The organism is Rhodococcus sp. R1101 (assembly GCF_000278445.1).
Classification (GTDB): Bacteria; Actinomycetota; Actinomycetes; order Mycobacteriales; family Mycobacteriaceae; genus Rhodococcus; species Rhodococcus gordoniae.
Window position 1 is genome coordinate 1 of record NZ_AJVB01000015.1, and the last position, 26,552, is coordinate 26,552.

Genomic DNA, 26,552 nt, shown 5'->3' on the forward strand with positions numbered 1-26,552 from the left:
TGCCTCGCGCTCGAAGAGCTCGGCAAGGTCGACCAGTCCGTCGCCATCACCCTCGAGGCCGGTGTCTCGCTCGGCGCGATGCCGATCTACCGCTTCGGCAACGAGAAGCAGAAACAGGAGTGGCTGCCGCAGCTCGCGAGTGGTCGCAACCTCGCGGCCTTCGGTCTCACCGAGCCGGGTGCGGGCAGCGACGCCGGTGGCACGAAGACCACCGCCAAGCTCGAGAACGGCGAGTGGGTCATCAACGGCAACAAGCAGTTCATCACCAACTCGGGCACCGACATCACCTCGCTGGTGACGGTCACCGCTGTCACCGGTGTGCGGGAGAACGGCAAGAAGGAGATCTCCACGATCCTCGTGCCGGCCTCCACTCCGGGCTTCACCGCCGAGCCCGCCTACAACAAGGTCGGCTGGAACGCTTCCGACACGCATCCGTTGACCTTCGCCGACGTGCGGGTCCCCGAGGAGAACCTCCTCGGCGAGCGGGGCCGCGGTTACGCCAACTTCCTGCGCATCCTCGACGAGGGACGCATCGCCATCGCCGCACTGTCGACCGGCGCTGCCCAGGGCTGCGTCGACGAATCGGTGAAGTACGCCAAGGAACGCGAGGCGTTCGGTAGCCCGATCGGCAGCAACCAGGCCATCGCCTTCAAGATCGCACGCATGGAGGCGCGCGCCCACACCGCGCGTACCGCCTACTACGACGCGGCCGCGGCGATGCTCGCCGGCAGGCCGTTCAAGAAGCAGGCCGCGATCGCCAAGCTCGTCGCGTCCGAGGCCGCGATGGACAATGCCCGCGACGCGACGCAGATCCACGGCGGCTACGGCTTCATGAACGAGTACGCCGTCGCCCGGCACTACCGCGACAGCAAGATCCTCGAGATCGGTGAGGGCACCACCGAGGTGCAGCTCATGCTCGTCGGGCGGGAGCTGGGACTGTGAGCGAGACCGACACCACCGTGGAGAAGCGGATCGTCCAGCGCGGACTGTGGTTCGAGGAGTTCGAACTCGGCGCGATCTACGAGCACCGCCCCGGCCGCACGATCACCGAGGCCGACAACACGCTGTTCACGACGCAGACGATGAACACGCAGGCGCTGCACCTCGACGCCGCCTACGCCGCCGAGACGAGTTTCGGTGAGCGTCTGGTCAATTCGATGTTCACGCTCTCGACGATCGTGGGACTGTCGGTCGCCCAGCTCACGCAGGGCACGATCGTCGCGAACCTCGGCTTCTCCGAGATCTCCTTCCCCAAGCCGTTGTTCCACGGCGACACGCTCTACGCCGAGACGAAGATCGTCGACAAGCGTGAGTCGAAGAGCCGTCCGGGGGAGGGCATCGTCACCCTCGAGCACACCGGTCGCAACCAGCACGGCGACGTCGTCGCCGTCGCCGTGCGCAAGACCCTCGTCCAGAAGAGGCCCACGACATGACCTGGGAGCTTCCCGGCCCCGCATGGCTGTTCTGTCCCGCCGATCGCCCGGAGCGCTACGGCAAGGCCGCGGAACGTTCCGACGTGGTGATCCTCGACCTCGAGGATGCCGTCGCACCGGCCGACAAGCAGGCCGCCCGTGAGGCGCTGATCGCCACGCCGCTCGACCCCGAACGCACCGTGGTGCGGGTCAACCCGGTGGGCACGGCCGACCACGAGGCCGATCTCGAGGCGCTGCGCCGCACGTCGTACACGCGGGTCATGCTGCCCAAGTGCGAGAGCGGCGACGAGGTGCGCTCACTCGCACCGCTCGAGGTGGTCGCGCTCATCGAGTCGCCCCTCGGGGTGCTCGCGGTCGAGGACATCGCCGTCGCCGAGAACACCCTCGGAATGATGTGGGGTGCCGAGGATCTCGTCGCAGGACTCGGTGGCAACGCGAGCCGCCGCGCCGACGGGACGTACCGGGCGGTGGCGCAGCACGCCCGGTCGGTGACCCTGCTCGCCGCGAAGGGTCACGCCCGCTGGGCGCTCGACTCGGTGTATCTGGACATCAAGGACACCGACGGCCTGTACGAGGAGGCGCTCGACGCCGTGGCCGTCGGATTCGACATCAAGGTGTCGATCCACCCGAGCCAGGTCGACGTGGTCCGCCGGGCATACGCCCCCACACCGGAGGAGGAGGCGTGGGCGCGACGTGTCCTCGAGGCCGCCGAATCGGAGCGCGGCGTCTTCGATTTCGAAGGGAAGATGGTCGACGCCCCGGTGCTGCGCCACGCCGAGCGCGTGCTGCAGCGCGCGTCGGCTGCCGCCTCGACATGACCGCGCGTCACCGGGGACGGTGACGCAACGACTGAGTGAGACGGTGGGCGCTGTCGAGCAGGGCCTCACCGAGTTCGGGCACACGATCGGGCCGGAACCGGCTCTCCACGCCGGTCAGACTCAATGCCCAGGTCGGGGCGCCGCGGTGATCGAACACCGCGGCGCCCATTCCCCAACTGCCCTCGACGATCAGCGCCGGATTGACGGCGTAGCCGGCCAGCCGTGTCGCCTCGATCCGTTTCTCCAGTGCGGGTCGCGCATGGTCCGGTCCCCAGTCCTCCGTGAGATCCGCCCGCGACAGATACGCCTCGATCTCCTGATCGGGCATGTGCGCGAGGATCGCCAGCCCCGCCGACGCCACCCCGAGCGGGAACCGGATCCCGATGTGGAGCACGTGCGAGCGCAGGGGGAAGCTGCCCTCCTCCATCGCCAGACATACGGTCTCGTCGCCCCGTCGCGCCGAGAGGAAGGCGCTCTCGCCGGTCGCGCGCGCCAGATCGCGCAGCACGTCGCCTGCGAGATCGGTGATGTCGTAGCGCACCGAGGCGAGCGATCCCAGCAGGTAGAGCTCGGGTCCGAGGGCCCAGCGTCCCGACGCCGAATCCCGGTCGACGAGTCCCTCGTCGGCGAGCGAGCTGAGCAGCCGGTGCACCGTGGGCCGGGCGAGATCGGTGCTTCGGGCGACCTCCGAGGTCGTCACCCCTTCCGGTTCGTGCGACGAGACGGTGCGCAGCAGAGCGGCGATCCGCGTGACCAGTTGACCCCGTGCATCGGACGACATGCCTCGATTCTACGTCCACCCAGTGAACGCATATAGCGTCTCCGTTCGATGAACGACCAATTTCCGAGAGATTACGCCAGGACCTTGTGTTCGCCACCTGCAAGATCTTTAGTAGAAGCCGAGCATGTGACTGCGTTCATCCAGTGGACGTGATTCATCCAGCGGAGCTCGGCGGCTCCCCCGGAATCCGAGAGGTGAGAGTTGGCAACGAAAGTGTTCGAGACGGCGGCGGAGGCCGTCGCCGACATCCGTGACGGTGCGACGCTCGCGGTGGGCGGATTCGGATTGTGCGGTATCCCCGACATCCTGATCCAGGCCATCGCCGACACCGGGGCCACCGACCTCGAGGTGTTCTCCAACAACTGCGGCGTCGACGGCCACGGACTCGGAATCCTGCTGGCAGACAAGCGTATCCGCCGGGTCACCGCGTCATATGTCGGTGAGAACAAGGAATTCGCCCGGCAGTACCTCTCGGGTGAGCTCGAGGTCGAGCTGACCCCGCAGGGCACCCTCGCCGAGAAGCTCCGCGCCGGTGGCGCCGGCATCCCCGCCTTCTTCACCCCCGCCGGCGTCGGCACCCCCATCTCGCAGGGCGGACTGCCCTGGAGGTACCACGCCGACGGATCGGTCGCCGTGGCATCCCCGGCGAAGGAGATCCGCGAGTTCCGCGGCAAGCGGTACGTGCTCGAGGAGTCCATCACCGCCGACTTCTCGCTCGTGCACGCCCTGCGCGGCGACACCGAGGGCAACCTCGTGTTCAACAAGGCCGCGATGAACTTCAATCCGCTCGCCGCCATGGCCGGCCGTGTGTGCATCGCCCAGGTCGAGGAACTCGTCGAGCCGGGCGAGATCGATCCCGGCGAGGTGCACCTGCCGGGCATCTTCGTGAACCGGGTCGTGCACACCGGTGTCCAGGACAAGCAGATCGAGAAGCGCACCGTCAGCGCCGGGAAGGGAGCGTAGAGACATGACAACAGCTGTCGAGACACTGGGCTGGACGCGCACGCAGATGGCCGAGCGAGCCGCACGCGAACTCGCTCCGGGGGAGTACGTCAACCTCGGCATCGGGTTGCCGACGCTGATCCCCAACTACCTGCCCGAGGGTGTGCACGTGACCCTGCACAGCGAGAACGGCATCCTGGGCACCGGGCCGTACCCGACCGAGGACGCCGTCGATCCCGACCTGATCAACGCCGGCAAGGAGACCGTGACGGTCGATCCAGGCGCGGCCTTCTTCGACTCGGCGCTGAGCTTCGGCATGATCCGCGGCGGCCACATCGACACCGCGGTGCTCGGCGGCATGGAGGTCTCGGCCACCGGTGATCTGGCGAACTGGATGGTGCCCGGCAAGATGGTCAAGGGCATGGGCGGGGCGATGGATCTCGTCCACGGGGCCCGCACGGTCATCGTGCTCATGGAGCACACCGACAAGCAGGGCAACCCGAAGATCGTCTCGGAGTGCTCGCTGCCGCTCACCGGTGAGGGCGTGGTCCAGCGCATCGTCACCAACCTCGCGGTGATCGACGTGACCGCCGACGGCCTCGTCCTGACCGAGTGCGCTCCCGGCGTCACCGAGGAACAGGTGCGCGCCGCGACCGGAGCACCGCTCACCCTTCCCTGACGACGGGCCGGTTCCGCCTGCGGAACCACCGGAAGATCCACCTTCTCCGCGCGACCCCGGTCTCGGACTCCGTCTCGAGCCGGGGTCGCGTCGAGTTCAGGGCCGTGCGGGCCTCCTCGCGACGACGTGCCCGCTCGACCTTCCACACCTCCACCATCTCCTCGGCGTCGACCTTGTGGATCGGTACGGGCAGGCCGCTCGGGAAACGCAGGCAGTCGGCGATCCGCCGGTTGAGATCGGAGACGATGTCGCGCACCACCTTCTCGCTGGGCGCCGAGCCGACCGTGCCGGGCAGCCGCTCGATCTCGCGCCGCAATTGCAGTTCGGGCGGCAGCAGCGCCTCCGTCGACAGACCCTCACGCGCCAGATAACTCTTCACCCACCACAGATCGTCGTCGCCGTGGTCGGGGATGGGTTTGCCGTAACCGGGCAGATCGTCGAAATCGCCCCGGTCCTGCGCCACGCGGATCTGCCGTTCGATCCACGTCTCGAACGTCAGATCCCACCGCTTGCGCTCGGTCACACATCCAGGATGCCAGCGCGGGCGCCCGTCCCGGGTGCGGTGCGTGGTGTCCTAACCTGAGCCACGTGGAAGGACAACGCGAGTCGCCGGTGCATGCCCGCCCGCCGGGCGACGGGGTGGACACCAACACGGTGCTCGGCAAGGTCGTCACCGTGCTGTGGGCGTTCACCGCGGACGACCATGTGCTCACCCTCGCCGAACTGGGCCGGCGTACCGGATTGCCGAAGGGGACGTTGCACCGCGTCGCCACCGATCTCGTCGCCGTCCGCCTGCTCGACAAGGATCCGGCGGGATACCGCCTGAGCGGTCAGCTCTTCGAACTCGGTCTGCGTGCCTCCGTCGAGCGGGGGCTGGTCGAGGTCGCGATCCCGTTCATGGAGGATCTGTACGAGCGCACCCACGAGACCGTGCACCTCGGTGTCCCCGAAGGAGTCGAGGTCGTCTACGTCTCGAAGATCGGCGGGCATCGACCCGCCTCCACGCCGTCCCGGATCGGCGGGCGAATGCCCATGTACTGCACCGGGATCGGCAAGGCTCTTCTCGCGTTCTCCCCACCGGAACTGCTGGCGGAGGTGGTCGAGGCCGGCTTGTCGCGCAAGACTCCCCGGACCATCACGACACCCGGCCGGCTCGGCGCGAACCTGGCGACCGTGGTGGAGCGTGGCGTGGCGTTCGAATTCGAGGAGTCCGCCGTCGGCCTCGCCTGTGTCGCCGCCCCGATCTTCGACGAGGACGAGCGCCCGATCGCGGCGGTGAGCGTCACCGGTCCGGTCACCCGATTCCGTCCCGAGAAGCACGGGGGTGCGGTGAAGGCCGCCGCCGCGGGCATCGCTGCCACCCACGCCCGTCGCGAGGCCATCCGCAACTTGTGAGGCCGAGCGTTCCACTCACCGGAACCGCACGCTATGCCGGAGCGTGTGTCCCGGTAACGATGGGATCGACCATCGAAGGACGAGGACGTGATGACTACGAGCTCCAACACCCCATCCGTGGCGGATCGCACCCGCGTCGCCGGCGCGGCAGACCGCCTCATCGAGGCCATGCGCAGCGCCGTGCCGTGTGGCCCGGTCCGCGATCTGATCGGGGAGACCGACATCGACCTGGCGTACGCGGTGCAGCAGCAGCTCACCGACAGCCGGCTCGCCGCGGGCGCCCGCATCGTCGGCCGCAAGATCGGCCTGACGTCCCCGGCGGTGCAGGGGCAGCTCGGTGTCGATCGTCCCGACTTCGGCGTGCTCTTCGACGACATGGACGTCACCGGCCTCGACGAGGTGCCCAGCGACCGTCTGCTCCAGCCGAAGGCCGAAGCCGAGATCGCATTCGTCCTCGCCGCCGACCTCGACTCGGACGATCTCGATCTCGCGACTGTCCGGGCCGCCGTCGGGCACGCGGTCGCCGCACTCGAGATCGTCGACAGCCGCGTCGACGGCTGGGACATCAAGATCACCGACACCGTCGCCGACAATGCTTCCAGCGGCCTCTACGTGCTCGGCTCGCAGACGCTCACCCTCGACGAGTTCGAGCCGATCGACGTCACCATGCGGATGTACGTCGACGACGAACTCGTCTCCGAGGGGACCGGCGCGGCGTGCCTCGGCGATCCCCTGAACGCGTTGCTGTGGCTCGCTCGCACGGCACGCGAGTTCGGGCAGCCCCTGCGCGCAGGGCAGGTCGTGCTGTCGGGCGCACTCGGCCCCATGGTTCCGGCACCCCCCGGTGTCACGGTCCGCGCCGAGATCTCCTCGCTCGGCACCGTGACAGCGCGTTTCTCTTCCGAAAGCTCCACCGCACAGGAGAACTCATGACCACCAAGGTTGCCATCATCGGGTCGGGCAACATCGGCACCGACCTGCTCATCAAGATCAAGCGACTGGCGGACGCCGAACTCGAGACCGTCGCGTTCGTGGGTATCGATCCCGAGTCCGACGGACTCGCCCGCGCGAAGCGTCTCGGTATCGATGCCATCTCCACGGGCGTCGAGGGCCTCCTCGAACACCCCCGGTTCGACGAGATCGAGATCGTCTTCGACGCGACGTCGGCGAAGGCACACGAATACAACGAGAAGCTCCTGCGCCCGCACGGGAAGATGCTCATCGACCTCACGCCGGCCGCGATCGGCCCGTACACGGTGCCGCCGGTGAATCTCACCGAGCATCTGGACGCGCCGAACGTCAACATGGTCACCTGCGGTGGACAGGCGACGATCCCGATCGTCGCCGCTATCTCCCAGGTCACCAAGGTGCACTGGGCCGAGATCGTCGCTTCGATCTCCTCGAAGTCGGCCGGTCCCGGTACCCGCGCCAATATCGACGAGTTCACCGAGACCACCTCGCAGGCCATCGAGAAGATCGGTGGTGCCACGCGCGGCAAGGCGATCATCATCCTCAACCCGGCCGAACCGCCGATGATCATGCGCGACACCGTGCTCGCGCTCGTCGGCGAGGACCGCAAGGACGAGATCGTCGCGTCCGTCGAAGCGATGGTCGCGAAGGTCCAGGAGTACGTGCCCGGTTACGCCCTCAAGCAGGAGGTGCAGTTCACCGAGGTCACCGAGTCCATGGCGACGCTCACCGACCACACCGGTCCCCTGTGGAAGGTCGCGGTGTTCCTCGAGGTCAAGGGCGCAGCACACTATCTGCCCGAGTACGCGGGCAATCTCGACATCATGACCTCTGCGGCGCTGCAGGTCGCACGCGCCGTAGCGGCACGCACGAAGGATCAGGTGACGGCATGACCGCGGCAACGACGACGACTCGCGAATTCGCAGGCGACGGAACGGCTCTGTACATCCAGGACGTGACCCTGCGCGACGGCATGCACGCCATCCGTCACCGCATCACGCCGCAGGACGTCGCGAAGATCGCCGGTGCGCTCGACCGTGCCGGTGTGGACGCCATCGAGGTGTCGCACGGCGACGGTCTCGCCGGTCACTCCCTGACCTACGGCCCCGGCAGCAACACCGACTGGGAGTGGCTCGAAGCCGCAGCGGGAGCGATCAACTCGGCGACTCTCACCACGCTGCTCCTGCCCGGAATCGGAACCGTCCACGAGCTGAAGCGCGCCTACGAGATCGGCGTGCGGTCGGTGCGTATCGCGACGCACTGCACCGAGGCCGACGTCTCCGCGCAGCACATCGCCGCGGCGAAGGAACTCGGCATGGACGTGTCCGGCTTCCTGATGATGTCGCACATGGCTCCGTCCGAGGAGCTCGCCCGGCAGGCGAAGCTCATGGAGTCCTACGGTGCCGACTGCGTCTACGTCACCGACTCCGGCGGACGCCTCACGATGGACGGTGTCCGCGAGCGTGTGCGTGCCTACCGTGAGGTCCTGAACGAGACCACTCAGATCGGCATCCACGCGCACCAGAACCTGTCGCTGTCGGTCGCCAACTCCGTGTGTGCCGTCGAGGAAGGCGTCATCCGCGTCGACGCATCGCTGGCCGGACACGGTGCCGGTGCCGGCAACTGCCCGATCGAGCCGTTCGTCGCCGTCGCCGACCTGCTCGGCTGGAAGCACTCCTGCGATCTGTTCGGGCTGCAGGACGCCGCCGACGATCTCGTGCGTCCGCTGCAGGACCGTCCGGTTCAGGTCGACCGCGAGACCCTCACCCTCGGCTACGCCGGCGTGTACTCGAGCTTCCTGCGTCACGCCGAGACTGCCGCGAGCATCTACGGTCTCGACACCCGCGACATCCTCGTCGAGATCGGCCGCCGCGGGCTCGTCGGTGGTCAGGAGGACATGATCACCGACGTCGCACTCGACCTGCGCAACCGCGCAGGACACTGATCCGGTCGCATCCGACCGGAACAGCTGCGTCGGGCGCGGCACGACCCATCCGGTCGTGCCGCGCCCGCGTGCATGTCTAGGCAGTCAGATCCTGGTAGTCGGGGTGTTCGGTGACGAACTTGTCGACGTACGAGCAGATCGCGACGATGCGCTTGCCGCGTTCACGGACGTCGTCGAGAGCGAAACCGACGAGTGTACCCCCGAGTCCCTGCCCGGAGTAGCCCTTGTCGATCTCGGTGTGGTCGAAGACGAGGCGACCGTCGTCGTCGGGGTGGTACTGCGTGTACCCGATGACGGCGTCGTCGTCCCGGACTTCGTAACGTTGCTTCTCGGCGTTGTGCACCACGGTCACGGACGAATCGCTCATGGTCTTCCTCTCCACCGACGACGGGCTGGTGTGTCCCACAGCATAGAGAAACGGGCCGCGGCGCAGTGCCGCGGCCCGTTCCGTCGTGCCGGGTTATTCCGGCGGAGAGATGTGCTGGGCGAGGTACAACGGCTCACCGAGCTGCTCGATCAGATCGAGCTGGGTTTCGAGATAGTCGATGTGTTCCTCCTCGTCGGCGAGGATCTCCTCGAAGATGTTGGCCGAGGTGATGTCGCTGACCGAGCGCATGTACTCCGATCCCTTCCGGAGCCGGTCGCGGGCCTCGATCTCCACCTGCAGGTCGGCCTCGAGCATCTCCTTGACGGTCTGGCCCAGACGCAACGCCCCGAGGCGCTGGTAGTTGGGGAGCCCGTCGAGATACAGAATCCGATCGGTGAGTCTCTCGGCGTGACGCATCTCGTCGAACGACTCGTCGCGGGTGTGTTTCGCGAGTTTCGCCCATCCGCGGTTGTCCTGCATCTTCGAATGCAGGAAGTACTGGTTGATCGCGGTGAGCTCGGCGGTGAGTTGTTCGTTGAGCAACTCGATGACCTTCTTGTCGCCCTTCATGGCACCTCCCGGGGTGAACCATCAGGTTTACCGCCGGGTAGGGGCTGGCTACACGGCGGTCTCGAGTTCGATGGTCTCATTCCGCCCGCGTGCCTGCCGGATGATCGCCGAGATGTTCCGGACGCAGCTGCCGCAATCGGTGCCGGCACGGCACTTGGCACTCACCTCGCGGGTGCACCGTGCTCCCGCAGCCACCTCGGCCTCGATGTGGTGGTGGGTAAGAGCGTGGCAACTGCAGACGATCATCAGAGCCACCTTTCTGCGACCGAGGGAACACTCACTTAGGTAGTCCAAACCTTACACCGGCTTAGGCTAGCCTAGCTTGTGAGCGTAGTCACAGAACGAGGGGTGCGGATCGGTGTTGTACCCAGTTCCCCGCCAGGGTGTGTCACAGCTGTTGCTGTTGTTGCATCTGTTGCGACACCACCTGGTTGATCCGCTGTAGTCCCGGCGACGTGAGGCCCGGGATCTGGTTCTCGATCGTGCGCACCAGCGGTGAATCGTCGAGGACCTTCTCGCTGGACTGGATCAGGACGGTGCCCGCACCGGTGAAATCGAATTGCCGCTCCTCGCCCGACTGCACCCCGAAACGGCGCGCCCCGGCAGAGACGAAGCCGGTGATCCACGATTCGTCGTAGTGGTGGCTGGGAGACGGACAGTCGGCCCATCCGACCAGCGCCTCCGGATCGACCCGCAACGGCGGTTCGGCGAACATCACCGGGCCGTTCGACGACGCGAGGAACCGGCCCGTGCCGATCAGGGTGAGGAAGCCCGGCACGATCGACTGGTTCAACGACAGGCCCGGCTCGAACGCGAGCAGGTTCGCCTGACGGATGGTGAGGTTGCCGTCGTCGAGGTCGTAGGAGTTGATGTCGTAGCCGCGGTCGCCGAGGATCAGCTTCCCGAAGCCCTCGGCGACGACGTAGTCGCCGAGATAGAGCGGCGCCGAGAACTGCTGCGCCACCATCTGCAGCAGGCCGCCCTGCAAACCGTGGGTGAGCGCCGAGAACTGCATCTGCCCGTAGTAGGCGATCATCGCGCCCTTCGACAGGAACCACGGCGACTGCAGGTCGATGCAGTAGGCGTACGAGTTGCCGGGCACGTTGTCGCTGCCCGTGAAGCTCGAGGGATTCAGGATGGTACTCACAGTTTCTCCTCCGATGCCTGCACGTAGACGATTCCCTGACCGGTGCACTCGAGTTGCATGGCCTCCCCGCCGGTGCGCCCGACGTTCCGCCAGCTCATCGAGGACTTCAGCTCGGTGCGGACCGCGCCGTAGGACGCCACGAACGCCTGCGGGTCGACGACCACCGGAGTCGGGCCCCCCACCTGCAGCTCGAACACTCCGCCGTGGGCGAGCAGCACCGCCGCACCCTGGCCGGTCAGCCGGGTGGTGAACATGCCCGTGCCGGTCATCGCGCCGGTGGCCGCGCCCCGCAGCGCACCGAGCAGACCCCCACCGCCACCGCCGCCACCGGAGGCTGCGGCCACCGAGACGACGGCGGACTGCAGTCCGGGTGTGTGAGCGAGCAGGCGGGACGCCTCCACGCACAGTTCCCCGCCGGCGGACATGTCGACAATGTGTGTCTCGAGTCCACGGAAGCCGTAGTGCACGACACCGTCGCCCTGCGCGAGCATCGTGGCCTCGTGCTCACCCTGCAGCATGCGCCCCGCCATGCCGGCGAGTCCGCCGAGGCCGGGCGCACCCCCGGCCCCGCCGGGAACGCCGTGAGGGGAGAACCGCACGTTGCCGGTGTAGAACAGCATCGCGCCGCGCCGTGCCACGACGGGACCGGACTGCCGCAGGTCGACACGGACGACCTTGCCGTTGATCTTCGTGAAGCTCATCTGTTCCTACCGTTCCGCCGGCTGGATGGAGACGACGCCCACGCCGTCCCATTTCAAGGAGAACGCCTCGCCGCTGCCCTGGCCGATGGCCGAGCGCCACGACACGTCGGTGACGAACGACTGCGAGAGTTGGCCTTTCGCGCACACGAAGGCGTCGGGATCGACGACGAGCGGATACTGTGGCGATACCTCGAGATGGATGAGCGGACCCCCGGCCGACAGCAACGCGACCTGTCCGGTGCCGGTGACGGTGGTGGTGAACAGCCCCTGCCCGCTCATGCCGCCACGCAGGCCTGCGAAGGTGACGTCGGTGTTCAGGTTTCCGCTCAGGGCGAGCAGCTGCTCGGATTCGACCTGCAGGGTCTCGTTGTTCAACTCCAGGATCGTGACGTCCTGCGCCTGGTGCGCGAGATACACGACGCCCGTGCCGGCGCATTCCATGAGGGACAGGCCCTCGCCGGTCGCACGTTGCCGCAGACCGGCGAGAACGCCTTCGCCACCGCCGAACCCGGCGGACTTGAAAGTGATCTGTCCCTCGTAGGCCACCATCGACCCGGACAGTGCCCGGACCGCGGAATTACTGAGCCGAGCCTCGATGACCCGTTTCGATTTCACGAGCAGTTGCATGGGGCAAGACGATAGCCGGAAAAGACTTCGGTGGAGTGGACCCCGGGTCGCGGGGTCCACTCCACCGAAATGGTTCAGCAGACCTACAGGCCGAGATCCTTGGCGATGATCGTCTTCATGACCTCGCTGGTGCCGCCGTAGATGCGGCTGACACGGGTGTCCGCGTACAGGCGCGCGATGGGGTATTCGGTGATGTATCCGTACCCACCGTGCAGTTGCAGGCACTTGTCGATGATGCGGCCGGCCGCCTCGGTCGAGAACAGCTTCGCGCGGGCCGCGTCGGCCACCGACAGCTCACCGCGGTCGTTGAGCTCGATCGCGTTGTCGACCATGATCTGCATCGCCTGCAGTTCCGTCGAGCACTCGGCGAGCACGAACTTGGAATTCTGGAACGAGGCGACGGGCTTGCCGAAAACCTTGCGCTCCTTGGTGTATGCGATCGCGTGCTGGATGGCGGCCGCGGCGGTGGCGGCAGCACCGAACGCGATCGTCAGGCGTTCCTGGGCGAGGTTCTGCGTCAGGTACGAGAAGGCCTCACCCTCCTTGCCGAGCAGATCGGTGACGGGCACCTTCACGTCGTCGAACGACAGTTCGGCGGTGTCGGAGGCCTTGAGGCCGATCTTGTCGAGCTTGCGTCCGACGGAGAAACCGTCGGAGGTGGTGTCGACGACCAGGATCGACAGACCACCGCGACGGTTGTCGGGATCGAACGGAGTCGTCCGGCACACCACGAGGATGCGATCGGCGAGGGCGCCGCCCGTGATGAACGTCTTCGCGCCGTTGACGACGTAGTGGCTGCCGTCCTCCGACAGCTTCGCGGTGGTCGCGATGTTGGCGAGGTCGGAACCGGTGCCGGGCTCGGTCATTGCGATCGCGAACATCAGCTCGCCCGAAGCGAATCCGGGGATCCACCGCTGCTTCTGCTCGTCGGTGGCGTTTTCCATGAGGTACGGCAGGATCAGGTTCGAGTGCACCGAGTACGAGCCGAACGTCACGCCGGCAGCGGAGGTTTCCTCGGCGACGACAACGTTGAACTTGAGTGACGACTCGCCGCCGCCACCGAACTCCTCGGGCGCCTGGATTCCGAGGATGCCCAGTTCGCCGAGGCGGTTGTAGAACGTGCGCGGCGGGTGGCCGGCGTCTTCCCACTCGTGGTAGACGGGAGTGACTTCCTTGGCGATGAAGTCGCGCACCGTCTGCCGGAACGCCTCGTGATCCTCGTCGAATACCGTACGCTTCACGCGTTGTCCTTCCGGATGTATAGGTTGGAAACCGATCCAATTGCGGCGCAATCTATTACAGTGCGTAGTTGCGGAGGATGCCCTTGCTGATGATGGTCTTCTGGATCTCGCTGGTGCCCTCACCGATCAGCAGGAAGGGAGCCTCGCGCATGAGACGCTCGATCTCGTATTCCTTGGAGTAGCCGTAGCCGCCGTGGATGCGGAAACTGGCCTGGGTGACCTCGGAGCAGTACTCGCTGGTGAGGTACTTCGCCATGCCGGCGGCGACGTCGTTGCGCTCACCCGAGTCCTTCAGGCGGGCGGCGTTGACCATCATCAGGTGGGCCGCCTCGACCTTGGTGGCCATCTCCGCGAGGGAGAACGAGATCGCCTGGTGCTGGGCGATGGGTTTGCCGAAGGTGGTGCGCTGCTGGGCGTACCGTGCGGCGAGCTCGAAGGCGCGGATCGCGACACCGCAGGCACGCGCCGAGACGTTGACGCGGCCGATCTCGACGCCGTCCATCATCTGGAAGAAGCCCTTGCCGGGCTCACCGCCGAGGATCGAATCGGCCGATGCCTTGTAGTTGTCGAAGACGAGTTCGGTGGTGTCGATGCCCTTGTAGCCCATCTTGTCGATCTTGCCGGGGATGGTGACGCCCGGGACGACCTCACCGAAGCCAGCGGGCTTCTCGACCAGGAAGGTGGTCAGGTTCTTGTGGGGCTTGTCGGAACCTTCCTCGGTCTTGACCAGCGCTGCGACGAGGGTGGAGCTGCCGCCGTTGGTCAGCCACATCTTCTGGCCGTTGATGACGTAGTCGCCGTCGGCGTCGCGCTTGGCCTTGGTGCGGATGGCAGCGACGTCGGAGCCGAGTTCGGGCTCGGACATCGAGAACGCGCCGCGGACCTCGCCGGTGGCCATGCGCGGCAGGTAGTACCGCTTCTGCGCTTCGGTGCCGTGCCGGCGGATCATGTACGCGACGATGAAGTGCGTGTTGACGACACCCGAGACGCTCATCCAGCCGCGGGCGAGTTCTTCGACGCACAGCGCGTAGGTCAGCAGCGACTCGCCGAGTCCGCCGTACTCTTCGGGGATCATCAGCCCGAACAGGCCCATCTCGCGCATCTGGTCGACGATGGCCTGCGGGTAGGTGTCCGAGTGCTCGAGTTCCTGAGCGTTCGGGATGATCTCGCGGTCGACGAAGGTGCGGACCGTGTCGAGGATCTGGGACTGGAATTCCGTCAGACCGAGGGTCTGGGCGAGGCGGGTCATGCGTGCTCTTTCGGGGAGATGCGGATGGTGCCGGATGCTGCGAGGGCGTCGACCTCGTCGTCGGTCAGCCCGAGATGTTCGGTGAGCACCTCGGCGGTGTCGTCGCCGTTGGCCGGCGCGGGACGGACCTCGGGGTACCGGCCGTCGAAGGACATCGGGGTGCTCGGTGCGTGGTAGCTGCCGATGCGCGGCTGGTCGAGCTTGTGGAACATCGGGTTGTCGGTCACGCGCGGGTCGGCGGCGAGCTCGGCGAAGGTGCGGTAGCGCTCGTGCAGGATCGAGGTGCCGGCCAGGGCCTTCTCGACCTCGTCGGCGGTGTGGCGGGAGAACCAGGCGCCGAACAGGCTGTTCAGCACGTGGCGGTGTTCGAACCGGGTGCCCTCGTCGCGGAAGTCCACGCCCAGTGCGGATTCGAGGGCTGCCACGGCGTCGGCGGTGCCGGTGAGCCCGGTGAGATCGCGGAAATGTCGCGGCGTGAGCGCGACGATCATGAAGCGTGCGCCGTCGCTGGTGGCGAAGTCACCGCCGTAGGTGCCGTAGACGGAGTTGCCGACCTTCTCCCGGACGGGACGGCCGAGCTGGGCCTCGGCGATGTAGCCGAGATTGCCGACGGTCGCGAACGCGACGTCCTCGAGCGGAAGCACGACCTTCGTTCCGGCACCGGTGATCTCGCGGCGATAGACGGCCGAGGCGACCGAGAGGGCGGCGTACAGGCCGCACGAGACGTCCCAGGCGGGCAGCACGTGGTTGACCGGGGTCGAGACGTTCTCGGCGCCGGTGACCTGCGGGAAACCCGCGGCGGCGTTGACGGTGTAGTCGACGGCACCGGTGCCGTCGGCGCGACCGAGGACCTGCACGTGGATCAGGTCGGGGCGGATCGCGGCGAGCTCGTCGTAGTCGAGCCACGAGCGACCGGCAGCGTTGGTGACCAGCACGCCGGCATCGATGATCAGGTCGCGGATCAGATTCTGCGCGTCCGCATTACGGAAATCCGCTGCGAACGACCGCTTGCCCTTGTTCAGGCCGGCCCAGTAGATCGACTCGTTGTCGTCGGTGACCGGCCAGCGACGGTAGTCGGCGGCACCGCCGATCGGGTCGACCCGGATCACGTCGGCGCCGAGCGCGGCCAGGGTCATGCCGCACAGGGGTGCGGCCACGAAGCTGGACACCTCGACCACGCGCACTCCCGCGAGGGGTGCAGTGGACGAGGGCAGCTCGTCGGTGGAAGCGGTGGAGTTCATGCTGGGCTCGCTCGTCGTCGCAGATTGTTTCGGGCACAGTCAGCATGCCCAGGTTCTGCCGCCGGGACCAGCGCCGATCGGCTATCGCTCGGTTAGCGCAGACCAATACTCGATGCGGCCCGAATCCGCCCGGTGAGGGGTCATAGGTTTCAGTGATCGATTGGTTCGCCTTCCGCTCTTTGTGCCGGGTGACCTGGCTCACGTTCAATACATGCAGACGCCAGGCGTGACGTTCTTCCGACAGCGACATGCAGATTGTTCGCAAGTCGGCCATCCCGCTCGAGTTCTGAAGGGACTCTCAGTGACCACAGGCGAAATCGCGCACGACAAGTCGGCCACCTCCGACGGACCCGGCCGGCCGGTGACCGGCTCGACACCTCTCGTGACCCCCGGCCGCGCGTGGAGCATGACCGGCCTGGTCATCTTCCTCTACGTCGTCAACTACGCCGACAAGGCCGTCCTCGGCATCATCGCCCAGCCCCTGGCGCGTGAGCTCGGAATGAGCTCCTCCCAGATCGGCCTGGTCGGTTCGCTGTTCTTCGTCACATTCACCGTCGGCGGATTCTTCGCCGGGCCGCTGAACAAGTACATGACCCTCCGCTGGGCACTGCTGGCCCTCGGCCTGATCTGGTCGGTGGTCATGCTGCCGCTCGTCGTCAGCGCGAGCTTCACGATGCTGGTGGTCACGCGCATGCTGCTCGGTCTCGCCGAAGGACCGAGCTCGGCGCTCATGCACACCGCCGCGTACTCGTGGCACCCGCCGGCCAAGCGTGGCCTGCCCGGCGCCTTCCTGGCCGGTTCCGCCTCGGTCGCCAAGATCGCCCTCGCTCCCGTCCTGGCCTTCATCACCGTCGAGTGGGGATGGCGTGCCGCGCTGATCTCGCTGTCGATCCTCGGTGCGGTCTGGATGGGCTGCTGGCTCCTCGGCTGGAAGGAAGGCCCCTACACCAGCAAGGCCGTCAAGGGCGCCGCGACCGCCGCCTCCGCCGTGCAGACCGAACCGTCCGTACCGTGGCGGAAGATCTTCCTCACCCGCACCTTCCTCAGCTGTGCGATCCTGATCATGGTCGTCTACGCGTTGACCACCGTCGTCCTGACCTGGCTGCCGTCCTACTTCGAGGTCGGTCTCGGCTACAGCGCTCTGCAGGCCGGCTCGATGTTCGCCCTGCCGTCCATCATCGGTCTGTTCCTCATGATCAGCTCGGGCACGGTCACCGACCGTCTCAGCGCCAAGGGCTACCGCTCGCGGGTCGTCCGCATCATCGTGCCCGCCGTCGGCGTGCTCATCTGCGGTACCATCCTGGTCTTCCTCCCCTCCATCGGCACGCCGGGTCTCGCCGTCGCGGTCGTCTCCATCGGTTACGGATTCGGTGCCATCGCGTTCCCGCTCATCAACGCCGCGATCTCCGAGCTGTGCCCGCCGCAGCAGACCGCCGGCACGATGGGTGTCTTCCTCGCGCTGATGGCCGTCGGCGGTCTCGTCGCCCCCTACGGCACGGGTGTCCTCGTCGACAACGCCGCCACTGCGGCAGAGGGCTACGCAACGGCCTTCCAGGTCATCGGTGCACTCGGTGCGCTCGCCGCGGTCCTGGTCCTGTTCCTTGCGAACCCGGAGCGCGATCGCAAGATCATCCGGGCCGCGGCCTGACCGGTTCGGCATAGCTTCCACCTAACGGAAGCTTCCGCCGAAAGACTTTCCCCTACCGGCCGGGTGCATGGTCTCCTCGACTGTGAGGACCACCACCCGGCCGGTCGTCGTTTCCCATCACGGTTGCCCGGCAGCCGTGTCCCGCAACAGCAAAGGACCGATTCGCATGCGCGATGCCGTGATCGTCGACGCCGTCCGTTCTCCCATCGGACGTCGCGGTGGTGCACTGTCCGAGATCCACCCCGTCAACCTGTCCGCACACGTGCTGACCGTGCTGGCCGAGCGGACCGGCCTCGACCCCGCCACGATCGACGACGTCCAGTGGGGTTGCGTGAGCCAGGTCGGCGACCAGGCCGGAATCGTCTCGCGCAGCGCCGTGTTCGCGGCCGGGTGGCCGGTCACCGTGCCCGCCACCACGATCAACCGCGCGTGCGGATCGAGCCAGCAGGCCGTGTCCTTCGCCGCCGCGACCGTCATCTCCGGACAGAACGACGTGGTGATCGCCGGTGGTGTCGAGTCCATGAGCCGCGTGCCGATGGGCAGCGCCGGCAAGGACGGTCGGCCCTTCCCGCAGAACGTGCTCGACCGTTTCGAGGTCGCGGGTTTCAGCCAGGGCATCGGCGCCGAGATGATCGCGGAGAAGTGGGGCTTCTCCCGCACGCAACTCGACGAATTCTCGCTGCGCTCGCACGAACTGTCCGCGGCCGCTACCGACGCGGGCGCCTTCACCGGACAGATCGCTCCGGTCGGCGACTTCGCCACCGACGAGGGTATCCGCCGCGGCGGCAGCCTCGACTCGCTCGCCGAGCTGAAGGCGGTCTTCAAGGAGGACGGGGTGATCCACGCCGGCAACTCCTCGCAGATCTCCGACGGCGCCGGTGCCCTGCTCATCACCACCAGCGAATACGCTGCGGCACAAGGCTGGACCCCGCTCGCCCGCATCCACACCGCCGTCGTCGCCGCCGACGACCCGGTCGTCATGCTCACCGGCCCGATCCCCGCCACCGAGAAGGCACTGAAGCGTTCCGGCCTGTCCATCGACGACATCGGCGCCTTCGAGATCAACGAGGCGTTCGCACCGGTGCCGCTCGCATGGCAGGTCGAGACCGGCGCGAAGCCCGACCGCCTCAACCCGCTCGGCGGCGCGATCGGTGTCGGTCACCCGCTCGGCGGATCCGGTGCCATCCTCATGACCCGCCTCGTGCACCACATGCGCGACAACGGCATCCGTTTCGGCCTGCAGTCGATGTGCGAGGCCGGCGGCATGGCCAACGCCACCATCCTCGAAGTGCTCTGATTCGAAAGCTCTCCGAGCCGTTCTGATTTCACTTCGTCACCCAGCTGCTACGAACTCGAAGGAAGCACAATGGAACTCAAAGGTCTGTCCGTCGCCGTCACCGGCGGAGCATCCGGTCTCGGCCTCGCCACCGCACGTCGCGTCCTGGCGGTCGGCGGCAACGTCACCCTCATCGACCTCCCCGGCTCGAACGGTGAGGAGATCGCGAAGGAGCTCGGCGACGGCGCCGTCTTCGCCCCCGGCGACGTGACCGATTCGGAGCAGTTCGCAGCAGCACTGGATGTCGCGCACGAACGCGGCGGTCTGCGCGGTGTCGTGCACTGCGCCGGCGCCGGACGCAAGATGCGTGTCCTCGACAAGGAGGGCAAGGCCGGTTCGCTCGAGGACTTCGAGTTCGTGATCCGCCTCAACCTCATCGGCTCGTTCAACGCGCTGCGCCTCGGCGCCGAGCGCATGGCCGAACTCGACCTCATCGAGGACGAGCGCGGCGCCGTCGTCATGACCGCCTCGGTCGCGGCCTTCGAGGGCCAGATCGGCCAGATCAACTACTCGGCGTCCAAGGCCGGCATCGTCGGCATGACGATCGTCGCCGCACGCGACCTCGCCAGCAAGGGCATCCGCGTCAACACCATCGCCCCGGGCATCATGGACACTCCGCTGCTCGCCCGTCTGCGCGACGACGTCCGCAAGTCGCTCGAGGCGACGGTGCCCAACCCCTCCCGTCTGGGCAGCCCCGACGAGTTCGGCCGCCTCGCGACCGACATCCTCGAGAACGGCTACCTCAACGGTGAGACCATCCGCCTCGACGGCGCCATCCGTATGGCACCGCGTTGAGCCGGGCGTCGACCATGACTTCGGCTTCCGATCTCGCACAGCGAAGGCTGTCGTACCCGGCGACGACGATGGCGGTGTGGGCGCCGAGCCTCGCCGCCGTCTACGGCGACCGGCCGGCAGTGATCGACGGCGACCGGGTCCTCACCTACAACGACCTCGACGCACGGTCGGCGCAGTTCGCGAGCGTGCTCCACGAGGCCGGGGTGCGAGCCCGCGACGTCGTTCTCCTGCACCTGGGCAACTGCGTCGAGTTCCACATCGCCTACTACGGCGCGCTCCGGGTGGGGGCGGTGGTCACGCTGGTCAATCCGCTCCAGCCCGAACCCGGTCTGCGGCGCCAGATCGAGGAGACCTCCGCTGTCGTGGCGGTCACCGGTGCCGCGCAACTCGACACCTTGCTCCGAGCCGCGGAGGGGACGAGTGTCCGCTTGATCGCAGTCGTCTCCGCCGAGGCGGTGAACGGTTCCCGTGCCGTGCATTTCGGTGATGCACTGGAGGGACGTCCCACGACATTCGAGCCGGTCGTCACCGGCCCGGACGACATCGCGCACATCGCGTATACCGGTGGCACGACCGGCATTTCGAAGGGAGTGCGGGTACTGCAGCGCAACGTCGTCGGAAACGTCACCCAGATGTGTGCGTGGCGAGCCGGCCATCAGCTGGTCGCCGACGTCGACGGGCGGATCTCGCTCGAACCGATCGACGGCCTGGACGTTGCGGGCGTCGTCCCGGCCCACGGGGCCACGATCGTGGTATCCCCGCTGTTCCACGCACACGCGTTGATCAACACCTCGTTCCTCCTCGCCTGCGGCCTGACCCAGGTGCTTGCGGGACGGTTCGAGCCGGGTCGCATGCTCGCGCTGATCGAGCAGTACGAAGCCAGTTACATCACGGGCAGTCCCGCCATGTGGCATGCGCTTGCCGAGCACCCCGACGTCGCTGTCCGGGATCTGTCGACCGTGCGGGTCGTCGCGTCCGGTGCGGCGCCGATCGACCACGTGACCCTCGACAGTCTCGAGCGCGCATTCCCCAATGCGCGTATCGCCGAGGGGTACGGGCTGACCGAGGGCACGTGCGTGGTCACGGCGATGCCGCTCGTCGTCGGCACCGAATACCGCCTCGGCAGCGTCGGACTGCCGATCTTCGACACCGAGGTGCAGATCCGCGCGCAGGGCGACCCGTCGGTCGTCCTCGGGCCGGACGAGCGGGGAGAGCTGTGGGTGCGTGGTCCCCAGGTCACCGGTGGTTACCTCGGGCATCCGGACATCACAGCCGAGCAGTACGTCGACGGCTGGCTCGCGACCGGCGACATCGCCTATGTGGACGCCGACGGTTACGTGTTCATCGCCGACCGGGCGAAGGACATGTTGATCTACAAGGGCTACAACGTGTATCCACGTGAGCTCGAGGAGATTCTGGTGACGCACCCGAAGGTGTCCACCGCCGCGGTGGTGGGTCGTGACGTCGGTGCCGTGGGCCAGGAGCCCGTCGCCTTCGTCGTCCCGATTGCCGGCGAGGATGTCGACGAGGAGGAGCTGAAGGCGTTCGTCGCCGAACGTGTCTTGCCCTACAAGAAGATTCGCGAGGTAGTGATGGTCGAGGCCCTTCCGACCTCCGCTGCAGGCAAGATCCTCAAGACGGATCTGCGTTCGCGCCTGACGGTTTCCTGACACCGCCCGGACACGCCCCCGGCATCGAATGCCGGGGGCGTGTCCGTATCTGCGTCAGGAGTTCTTCTTCTGCTCCTGCTTCACGAGGCCGCCTCCGATGATCAGGCGCTGGATCTCGCTGGTGCCCTCGTACAGACGCAGCAGACGCACGTCGCGATAGATCCGCTCGACCGGCACCTCACGCATGTAACCGGTGCCACCGTGGATCTGCACCGCGAGATCGGCGACCTTGCCGACCATCTCGGTGCAGTACAGCTTCGCCACCGACGGCGCGATACGGCGGTCGGTCTCCTCGACCCACGCCTTGGCGGCGTCGCGGACGAGGGCGCGGCCGGCCATGACGCCGGTCTGCTGGTCGGCGATCATCGCCTGCACCAACTGGAAGTTGCCGATGGGGTTGCCGCCCTGCGTGGCGGTCGCGGCGTAGGTGACGGACTCGTCGAGGGCGCGCTGGGCCTGCCCGACCGACAGCGCGGCGATGTGCACGCGGCCGCGGGCGAGGGAGACCATCGCGGCCTTGTACCCGACGTCCTCGCTGCCCCCGACGAGCGCGGAGTTCGGCACGCGTACGTCGTCGAAATGCACGTCTGCGGTCCAGGCGCCTTCCTGGCCCATCTTGGCGTCCTTGTTGCCCACCCGAACGCCGGGGGTGTCGGCGGGGACGAGGAAGACGGCGATGCCGGTGCCGTTCTCGTCGGCCGGTCGGGTGCGGGCGAACACGACGAACAGGTTCGCAAGCGGAGCGTTGGTGATGAACCGCTTCTCACCGGTGATCACCCAGTCGTCGCCGTCGCGCACGGCCTTGGTGCGCAGACCCGACGGGTTCGAGCCGGCGCCCGGTTCCGTCAGGGCGAAGGAGGCCACGACGTCGCCGGACGCGATGCCCTCGAGCCACTGCTCCTTCTGCTCGTCGGTGCCGAAGTTGACGAGCACCTGACCGGCGATGCCGTTGTTGGTGCCGAACATCGAGCGCAACGACAAGGTGGTGTAGCCCAGCTCCATCGCGAGTTCCGCGTCCTGCTGCAGATTCAGACCGAGGCCGCCCCACTGCTGCGGGATGGCGTAGCCGAACAGACCCATGTCCTTCGCGGCCTGGCGGATGTCCTCGGGAATCGCATCGGTCTCGGCGATCTCCTGCTCGCGCGGCACGACCACGTTGCGCACGAACGTGCGGGTCTGCGCGAGGATCTCGCGGAAGTCGTCTTCGTCGACCTCGGGGGACGGGATGGAGAGTGTCATGTCTACAACCTTCGTGTGGTCGCCGGAAGGTGTCCAATACGAATGGCGCCATTCCCGTATAGGCATTCTCGATGGATGAGGGCCGCTCTACCGGCCGGTTCGCCGTTATATTCGGAAACATCGACATATTCGGGGGCCGTCGCGTGCCCCATCGAAAGGAATCTCGGATGTCTCTGTTGGAGAACCGTACCGCCGTGATCACCGGTGGCGCTCAGGGAATCGGCTTCGCCATCGCGCAGGAGTTCGTCGACGCCGGCGCTCGTGTCGTGATCGGCGACCTCGATCTCGACGCCGCGAACGCCGCTGCGGAGAAGCTCGGCGGCCGCGACGTGGCCCGCGCGGTGCGCGCCGACGTCGTCGAGTCCGCCGACTGGGACACCCTCCTCGCCGAGGCCGTCGACGGTTTCGGTTCGCTCGACGTGGTGGTCAACAACGCCGGTATCACCCGCGACGCCACGATGCGCACGATGACCGAAGAAGACTTCGACCTGGTCGTCTCGGTACACCTGAAGGGCACCTGGCACGGCACCCGCAAGGCCTCCGCGATCATGCGTGAGGCCAAGCGCGGCGCGATCGTCAACATCTCCTCGCTGTCCGGCAAGGTCGGCATGGTCGGCCAGACCAACTACTCCGCCGCCAAGGCGGGCATCGTCGGCCTGACCAAGGCCGCCGCCAAGGAGATGGCGCACCACGGCGTGCGGGTCAACGCCATCCAGCCCGGCCTGATCCGATCGGCGATGACCGAGGCGATGCCGCAGAAGGTATGGGATCAGAAGATGAGCGAGATCCCGATGGGCCGTCCCGGCGAGGTCGACGAGATTGCCTCCGTCGCACTGTTCCTCGCATCCGATATGTCCTCCTACATGACCGGCACCGTCCTCGAGGTCACCGGCGGCCGCTTCATGTGACGGTCCACCCCGTCACCCGTTCACTTTCGAAAGGTCATCATGCGCGAAGTTGTCATCTGCGAGCCGGTCCGTACCCCGATCGGCCGCTACGGTGGAATGTTCAAGTCCCTCACCGCAGTCGACCTCGGTGTCGCGGCGCTGAAGGGCCTGCTCGAGCGCACCGGTGTTGCCCCCGAACAGGTTCAGGACGTCATCCTCGGTCACTGCAACGGCAACAGCGAGGCCCCTGCCATCGGCCGCGTCGTGGCCCTCGACGCCGGTCTGCCGATCACGGTGCCCGGCATGCACATCGATCGTCGTTGCGGTTCGGGGCTGCAGGCCGTCGTCCAGGCCGCCTTCCAGGTCGGTAACGGCGATCACGATCTCGTCGTCGCCGGTGGTACCGAGTCGATGAGCAACGCGGCGTTCTACTCCACCGACATCCGCTGGGGCGGCGCCCGCACCGGTGTGCAGATGCACGACGGTCTGGTCCGCGCCCGCTCGACCGCCGGTGGCCGCTTCTATCCGGTGCCCGGCGGCATGATCGAGACCGCCGAGAACTTGCGTCGCGAGTACTCGATCTCCCGCGACGAGCAGGACGAGCTGGCCCTGAACTCACACCTGCGTGCCGTCCACGCCCAGAAGAACGGGATCCTCGCCGAGGAGATCATCCCCGTCACGGTCAGCAGCCGTAAGGGCGACGAGGTCATCGACACCGACGAGCACCCCCGCCCGGACATCAGCCTGGAGACCCTGGCCCAGCTGAAGCCGATCATGGGTAAGCAGGACCCCGAGGCCACCGTCACCGCCGGCAACGCCAGCGGCCAGAACGACGCCGCGTCCATGGCGATCGTCACCACCCCGGAGAAGGCCGCCGAGCTGGGCCTGACCCCGCTGGTGCGGTTCGTCTCCTGGGGCGTCGCCGGTGTCGAGCCCAAGGTCATGGGCATCGGACCCGTGCCGGCGACCGAGGTCGCCCTCGCCAGGGCCGGGATCACCCTCGCCGACGTCGACCTCATCGAGCTCAACGAGGCATTCGCCGCGCAGGCCCTCGCGGTGACCCGCGAGTGGAAATTCGGCAAGGCCGACTTCGAGCGCACCAACGTCCACGGCTCCGGCATCTCGCTCGGCCACCCCGTGGGCGCGACCGGCGGACGCATGCTCGCCACCCTCGCCCGCGAGCTGCAGCGTCGCGAGGCCCGCTACGGCCTCGAAACCATGTGCATCGGTGGCGGCCAGGGGCTGGCCGCGATCTTCGAGCGCGTCGCGTAAGCAGACGACGTCCGGTTCGGGGAGGCTGTGTCCGGTTTTTTCGAAAGACCCGGACACAACCTCCCCGAACTTCTTTCGGCGCAGGTGACCGGCCTGGGGATGACGTCGGGTTGTCCACAACCAGCCCTCGACGCTGCGTCCGGACGTAAGTCGCGCCGGGCATGCTCGGCGCGTGATCGACTTCGACGAACCGTTCTCGGGACGCGTGGCACTCGCTGCCGGCGTCGTCACGCGGCATCGACTCGCACGCGACTTCGTCCATCTCCACCGCGACGTCTACATCCGACGAGGAATACCGGCGACGCCGCTGCTGCGCGCGAAGGCGGCATGGTTGTGGTCGCAGGGCCGCGGCGTGCTCGCAGGAGTCTCCGCCGCTGCCGTGCACGGCACCGGGTGGCTCGACCCGGATGCGGCGGCCGAACTCGTCCGCGCCGAGCACGTCCGGTCGGTGCCCGGAATTTCGGTGCGACGCGCCCCGAGGCTGGAGACATGTGTGGTCGACGGGATGGTCGTCACGACGCCCGCGCAGACGGCCTTCGACATCGGCCGCCGGATGCCGCTCGACCGGGCGATCGAAACGATCGACGCGCTTTGCAACGCGACCGGTCTGAAGGTTCGTGAGATCGAGGAACTCGCGACGAGGAGCAAGGGAGCGCACGGTATCGGTGCCGTCCCGCAGGTGCTCGCCCTCGTCGACGGTGGAGCTGCGTCACCGCCCGAGACCCGTACGCGTCTGCTCCTCGTCCGTGCCGGCCTTCCCTCACCGGAGACCCAGCTCGAGATCTTCGGCGACACCGGTTTCGTGGCGCGTGCCGACATGGGATGGAGGCAGTGGCGGGTGCTCGTGGAGTACGACGGGGCGCATCACTGGACCGACCCGACGCAGCGCACTCGCGATATCGACCGGTACGCGGTGTTGTCGGAGCTGGGTGGACCGTCATCCGGGTCGGAGCCGACCTCCTTCCTCGGCGCCCCGAGGTCGTCGTCGATCGGGCGCGTCGTGCTCTGCGGACTGCCGGTGCGCCCGTCTGAGCGGGACTGCGGGGAGGTTGTGTGCGTGTATTTCGAAGAACGCGACCACAACCTCCCCGCAGTTCCGGCGGGCCCCGTTATTCGGTGCGGAGGAGGTAGAAGCGGAAGAACCCGAAGTCCTCGATGGGCAGCACGTCGACCTCCGTGAAACCGGCGTCGAGCGCATAGCGGCGCAGGGTATCGGGCCGCATGACGGTGCCCGTCGCGGCGCTCGGTGTGTGGCTCATGCCATCGGGGAGGCAGATGGTGAGGCTGTAGCCGTACATGAGCCGTTCGACGTCGTCGCCCGGTGCGGTGAAGGTGTCGGCGACTGCTTCGTCCATGACGATCATGATGCCGCCGGGTGCGAGTGAACGCCGTACTGCGGCCAGCACCTCGACCGGCCGCGACATGTCGTGGACGCACTCGAATGCGAAGGCCGCACGGAAGTTTCCTTCCGGGAGTTCGGACGCATCGCACTGCGTGAACGTGACCCGTTGCGCCACATCGGCATTTTCCGCGAGGTTCGATCGGGCGAGTTCGACCGACGGCGCATCGATGTCGAAGCCGAACACCTCCGCATCCGGAT

At 67.2% G+C, this 26,552-nt stretch carries 28 protein-coding genes and 1 pseudogene; 16 read left to right on the forward strand and 13 right to left on the reverse strand.

Features of this window, described 5'->3' with window-relative positions:
* From R1101_RS0102655 to R1101_RS0102665, 3 genes are all read left to right on the forward strand, one after another.
* A partial coding sequence (locus R1101_RS0102655; RefSeq protein WP_016931946.1) for an acyl-CoA dehydrogenase family protein occupies positions 1–942 on the forward strand: 942 nt, incomplete at its 5' end.
* A complete protein-coding gene (locus R1101_RS0102660) occupies positions 939–1,433 on the forward strand; it encodes a MaoC family dehydratase (RefSeq protein ID WP_006550752.1) in 495 nt (164 codons plus the stop codon). The genes R1101_RS0102655 and R1101_RS0102660, both read left to right, overlap by 4 nt.
* The gene (locus R1101_RS0102665; protein ID WP_016931947.1) at positions 1,430–2,251 is read left to right on the forward strand and encodes an HpcH/HpaI aldolase/citrate lyase family protein; all 822 of its coding nucleotides are present in this window, start codon (positions 1,430–1,432) and stop codon (positions 2,249–2,251) included. The genes R1101_RS0102660 and R1101_RS0102665 overlap by 4 nt, the downstream gene beginning before the upstream one ends.
* A gap of 7 nt (positions 2,252–2,258) precedes the next feature.
* Here the strand turns inward: R1101_RS0102665 and R1101_RS0102670 are convergent, their stop codons facing one another.
* Positions 2,259–3,032, reverse strand: coding sequence for an IclR family transcriptional regulator (locus tag R1101_RS0102670; RefSeq protein ID WP_016931948.1), 774 nt, complete (start codon positions 3,030–3,032; stop codon positions 2,259–2,261).
* Between the two features lie 201 nt (positions 3,033–3,233).
* On the opposite strand from R1101_RS0102670, the gene R1101_RS0102675 reads away from it, so the two are divergent.
* Together R1101_RS0102675 and R1101_RS0102680 are read left to right on the forward strand one after the other, a co-directional pair.
* Entirely contained in the window at positions 3,234–3,995 is a 762-nt protein-coding gene (locus tag R1101_RS0102675; RefSeq protein WP_037222009.1) for a CoA transferase subunit A, read from the forward strand.
* 4 nt (positions 3,996–3,999) lie between these two features.
* Entirely contained in the window at positions 4,000–4,653 is a 654-nt protein-coding gene (locus R1101_RS0102680; protein WP_026002801.1) for a CoA transferase subunit B, read from the forward strand.
* On the opposite strand, the gene R1101_RS0102685 is transcribed toward R1101_RS0102680, so the two are convergent.
* Positions 4,640–5,176, reverse strand: a complete 537-nt coding sequence (locus R1101_RS0102685; RefSeq protein WP_016931951.1) for a J-domain-containing protein — start codon at positions 5,174–5,176, stop codon at positions 4,640–4,642. The genes R1101_RS0102680 and R1101_RS0102685 overlap by 14 nt on opposite strands.
* 116 nt (positions 5,177–5,292) lie before the next feature.
* Here R1101_RS0102685 and R1101_RS0102690 point away from each other — a divergent pair, with 116 nt between their 5' ends.
* The 4 genes from R1101_RS0102690 to dmpG all read left to right on the forward strand — a co-directional run bounded on the left by R1101_RS0102690 (position 5,293) and on the right by dmpG (position 8,962).
* A complete protein-coding gene (locus R1101_RS0102690; RefSeq protein ID WP_016931952.1) occupies positions 5,293–6,048 on the forward strand; it encodes an IclR family transcriptional regulator in 756 nt (251 codons plus the stop codon).
* Positions 6,049–6,138: 90 nt separating this feature from the next.
* The gene (locus R1101_RS0102695) at positions 6,139–6,981 is read left to right on the forward strand and encodes a 2-keto-4-pentenoate hydratase (RefSeq protein WP_016931953.1); all 843 of its coding nucleotides are present in this window, start codon (positions 6,139–6,141) and stop codon (positions 6,979–6,981) included.
* Positions 6,978–7,910 carry an acetaldehyde dehydrogenase (acetylating) gene (locus tag R1101_RS0102700; RefSeq protein ID WP_016931954.1) on the forward strand — a complete coding sequence of 311 codons (933 nt, stop codon included), beginning with the start codon at positions 6,978–6,980 and terminating at the stop codon, positions 7,908–7,910. The genes R1101_RS0102695 and R1101_RS0102700 overlap by 4 nt, the downstream gene beginning before the upstream one ends.
* Positions 7,907–8,962, forward strand: coding sequence for a 4-hydroxy-2-oxovalerate aldolase (dmpG, locus tag R1101_RS0102705; RefSeq protein WP_016931955.1), 1,056 nt, complete (start codon positions 7,907–7,909; stop codon positions 8,960–8,962). The genes R1101_RS0102700 and dmpG overlap by 4 nt, the downstream gene beginning before the upstream one ends.
* A gap of 76 nt (positions 8,963–9,038) precedes the next feature.
* Here dmpG and R1101_RS0102710 read toward each other — a convergent pair whose 3' ends face one another.
* From R1101_RS0102710 to R1101_RS0102750, 9 genes are all read right to left on the reverse strand, one after another.
* Positions 9,039–9,329 (reverse strand): GNAT family N-acetyltransferase, encoded by a 291-nt coding sequence (locus tag R1101_RS0102710; RefSeq protein ID WP_016931956.1) that lies wholly within the window; start codon positions 9,327–9,329, stop codon positions 9,039–9,041.
* A gap of 93 nt (positions 9,330–9,422) precedes the next feature.
* Positions 9,423–9,899 carry a bacterioferritin gene (gene bfr / locus R1101_RS0102715; protein WP_016931957.1) on the reverse strand — a complete coding sequence of 159 codons (477 nt, stop codon included), beginning with the start codon at positions 9,897–9,899 and terminating at the stop codon, positions 9,423–9,425.
* A gap of 48 nt (positions 9,900–9,947) precedes the next feature.
* The gene (locus R1101_RS0102720) at positions 9,948–10,145 is read right to left on the reverse strand and encodes a (2Fe-2S)-binding protein (protein ID WP_026002802.1); all 198 of its coding nucleotides are present in this window, start codon (positions 10,143–10,145) and stop codon (positions 9,948–9,950) included.
* A 142-nt stretch (positions 10,146–10,287) separates the two neighbouring features.
* Positions 10,288–11,046, reverse strand: coding sequence for an AIM24 family protein (locus R1101_RS0102725; RefSeq protein ID WP_016931959.1), 759 nt, complete (start codon positions 11,044–11,046; stop codon positions 10,288–10,290).
* Positions 11,043–11,747, reverse strand: coding sequence for an AIM24 family protein (locus tag R1101_RS0102730; RefSeq protein ID WP_016931960.1), 705 nt, complete (start codon positions 11,745–11,747; stop codon positions 11,043–11,045). The genes R1101_RS0102725 and R1101_RS0102730 overlap by 4 nt, the downstream gene beginning before the upstream one ends.
* Before the next feature lie 6 nt (positions 11,748–11,753).
* Entirely contained in the window at positions 11,754–12,374 is a 621-nt protein-coding gene (locus tag R1101_RS0102735; protein ID WP_016931961.1) for an AIM24 family protein, read from the reverse strand.
* A gap of 83 nt (positions 12,375–12,457) precedes the next feature.
* Positions 12,458–13,615, reverse strand: coding sequence for an acyl-CoA dehydrogenase family protein (locus R1101_RS0102740; protein WP_016931962.1), 1,158 nt, complete (start codon positions 13,613–13,615; stop codon positions 12,458–12,460).
* Between the two features lie 55 nt (positions 13,616–13,670).
* Positions 13,671–14,864, reverse strand: a complete 1,194-nt coding sequence (locus R1101_RS0102745; RefSeq protein ID WP_016931963.1) for an acyl-CoA dehydrogenase family protein — start codon at positions 14,862–14,864, stop codon at positions 13,671–13,673.
* A complete protein-coding gene (locus R1101_RS0102750; RefSeq protein ID WP_016931964.1) occupies positions 14,861–16,105 on the reverse strand; it encodes a CoA transferase in 1,245 nt (414 codons plus the stop codon). Before R1101_RS0102750 ends, R1101_RS0102745 begins: the two co-directional genes overlap by 4 nt.
* A 301-nt stretch (positions 16,106–16,406) precedes the next feature.
* Here R1101_RS0102750 and R1101_RS0102755 point away from each other — a divergent pair, with 301 nt between their 5' ends.
* The 4 genes from R1101_RS0102755 to R1101_RS0102770 all read left to right on the forward strand — a co-directional run bounded on the left by R1101_RS0102755 (position 16,407) and on the right by R1101_RS0102770 (position 21,554).
* The gene (locus tag R1101_RS0102755; RefSeq protein ID WP_016931965.1) at positions 16,407–17,753 is read left to right on the forward strand and encodes an MFS transporter; all 1,347 of its coding nucleotides are present in this window, start codon (positions 16,407–16,409) and stop codon (positions 17,751–17,753) included.
* A gap of 166 nt (positions 17,754–17,919) precedes the next feature.
* Positions 17,920–19,050: a thiolase family protein gene (locus tag R1101_RS0102760; RefSeq protein ID WP_016931966.1), complete on the forward strand. Its 1,131-nt coding sequence runs from the start codon at positions 17,920–17,922 to the stop codon at positions 19,048–19,050.
* Between the two features lie 69 nt (positions 19,051–19,119).
* Positions 19,120–19,884 carry an SDR family NAD(P)-dependent oxidoreductase gene (locus tag R1101_RS0102765; RefSeq protein WP_016931967.1) on the forward strand — a complete coding sequence of 255 codons (765 nt, stop codon included), beginning with the start codon at positions 19,120–19,122 and terminating at the stop codon, positions 19,882–19,884.
* Positions 19,885–19,898: 14 nt separating this feature from the next.
* Positions 19,899–21,554 (forward strand): class I adenylate-forming enzyme family protein, encoded by a 1,656-nt coding sequence (locus R1101_RS0102770; RefSeq protein ID WP_026002804.1) that lies wholly within the window; start codon positions 19,899–19,901, stop codon positions 21,552–21,554.
* 54 nt (positions 21,555–21,608) lie between these two features.
* On the opposite strand, the gene R1101_RS0102775 is transcribed toward R1101_RS0102770, so the two are convergent.
* Entirely contained in the window at positions 21,609–22,793 is a 1,185-nt protein-coding gene (locus R1101_RS0102775) for an acyl-CoA dehydrogenase family protein (protein WP_016931969.1), read from the reverse strand.
* Between the two features lie 167 nt (positions 22,794–22,960).
* Here R1101_RS0102775 and fabG point away from each other — a divergent pair, with 167 nt between their 5' ends.
* The 3 genes and pseudogenes from fabG (at position 22,961) to R1101_RS25730 (ending at position 25,984) form a co-directional block, all read left to right on the forward strand.
* On the forward strand, positions 22,961–23,701 hold the full coding sequence (gene fabG, locus R1101_RS0102780; RefSeq protein WP_016931970.1) for a 3-oxoacyl-ACP reductase FabG: 741 nt from the start codon (positions 22,961–22,963) through the stop codon (positions 23,699–23,701).
* A gap of 39 nt (positions 23,702–23,740) precedes the next feature.
* Complete coding sequence (locus R1101_RS0102785) at positions 23,741–24,952, forward strand: acetyl-CoA C-acetyltransferase (RefSeq protein ID WP_016931971.1); 1,212 nt, start codon at positions 23,741–23,743, stop codon at positions 24,950–24,952.
* Positions 24,953–25,124: 172 nt separating this feature from the next.
* Positions 25,125–25,984: pseudogene (locus R1101_RS25730) on the forward strand (endonuclease domain-containing protein).
* 77 nt (positions 25,985–26,061) lie between these two features.
* Here R1101_RS25730 and R1101_RS0102795 read toward each other — a convergent pair.
* The coding region (locus R1101_RS0102795; protein ID WP_016931972.1) for a class I SAM-dependent methyltransferase at positions 26,062–26,552 on the reverse strand (491 nt) is incomplete at its 5' end.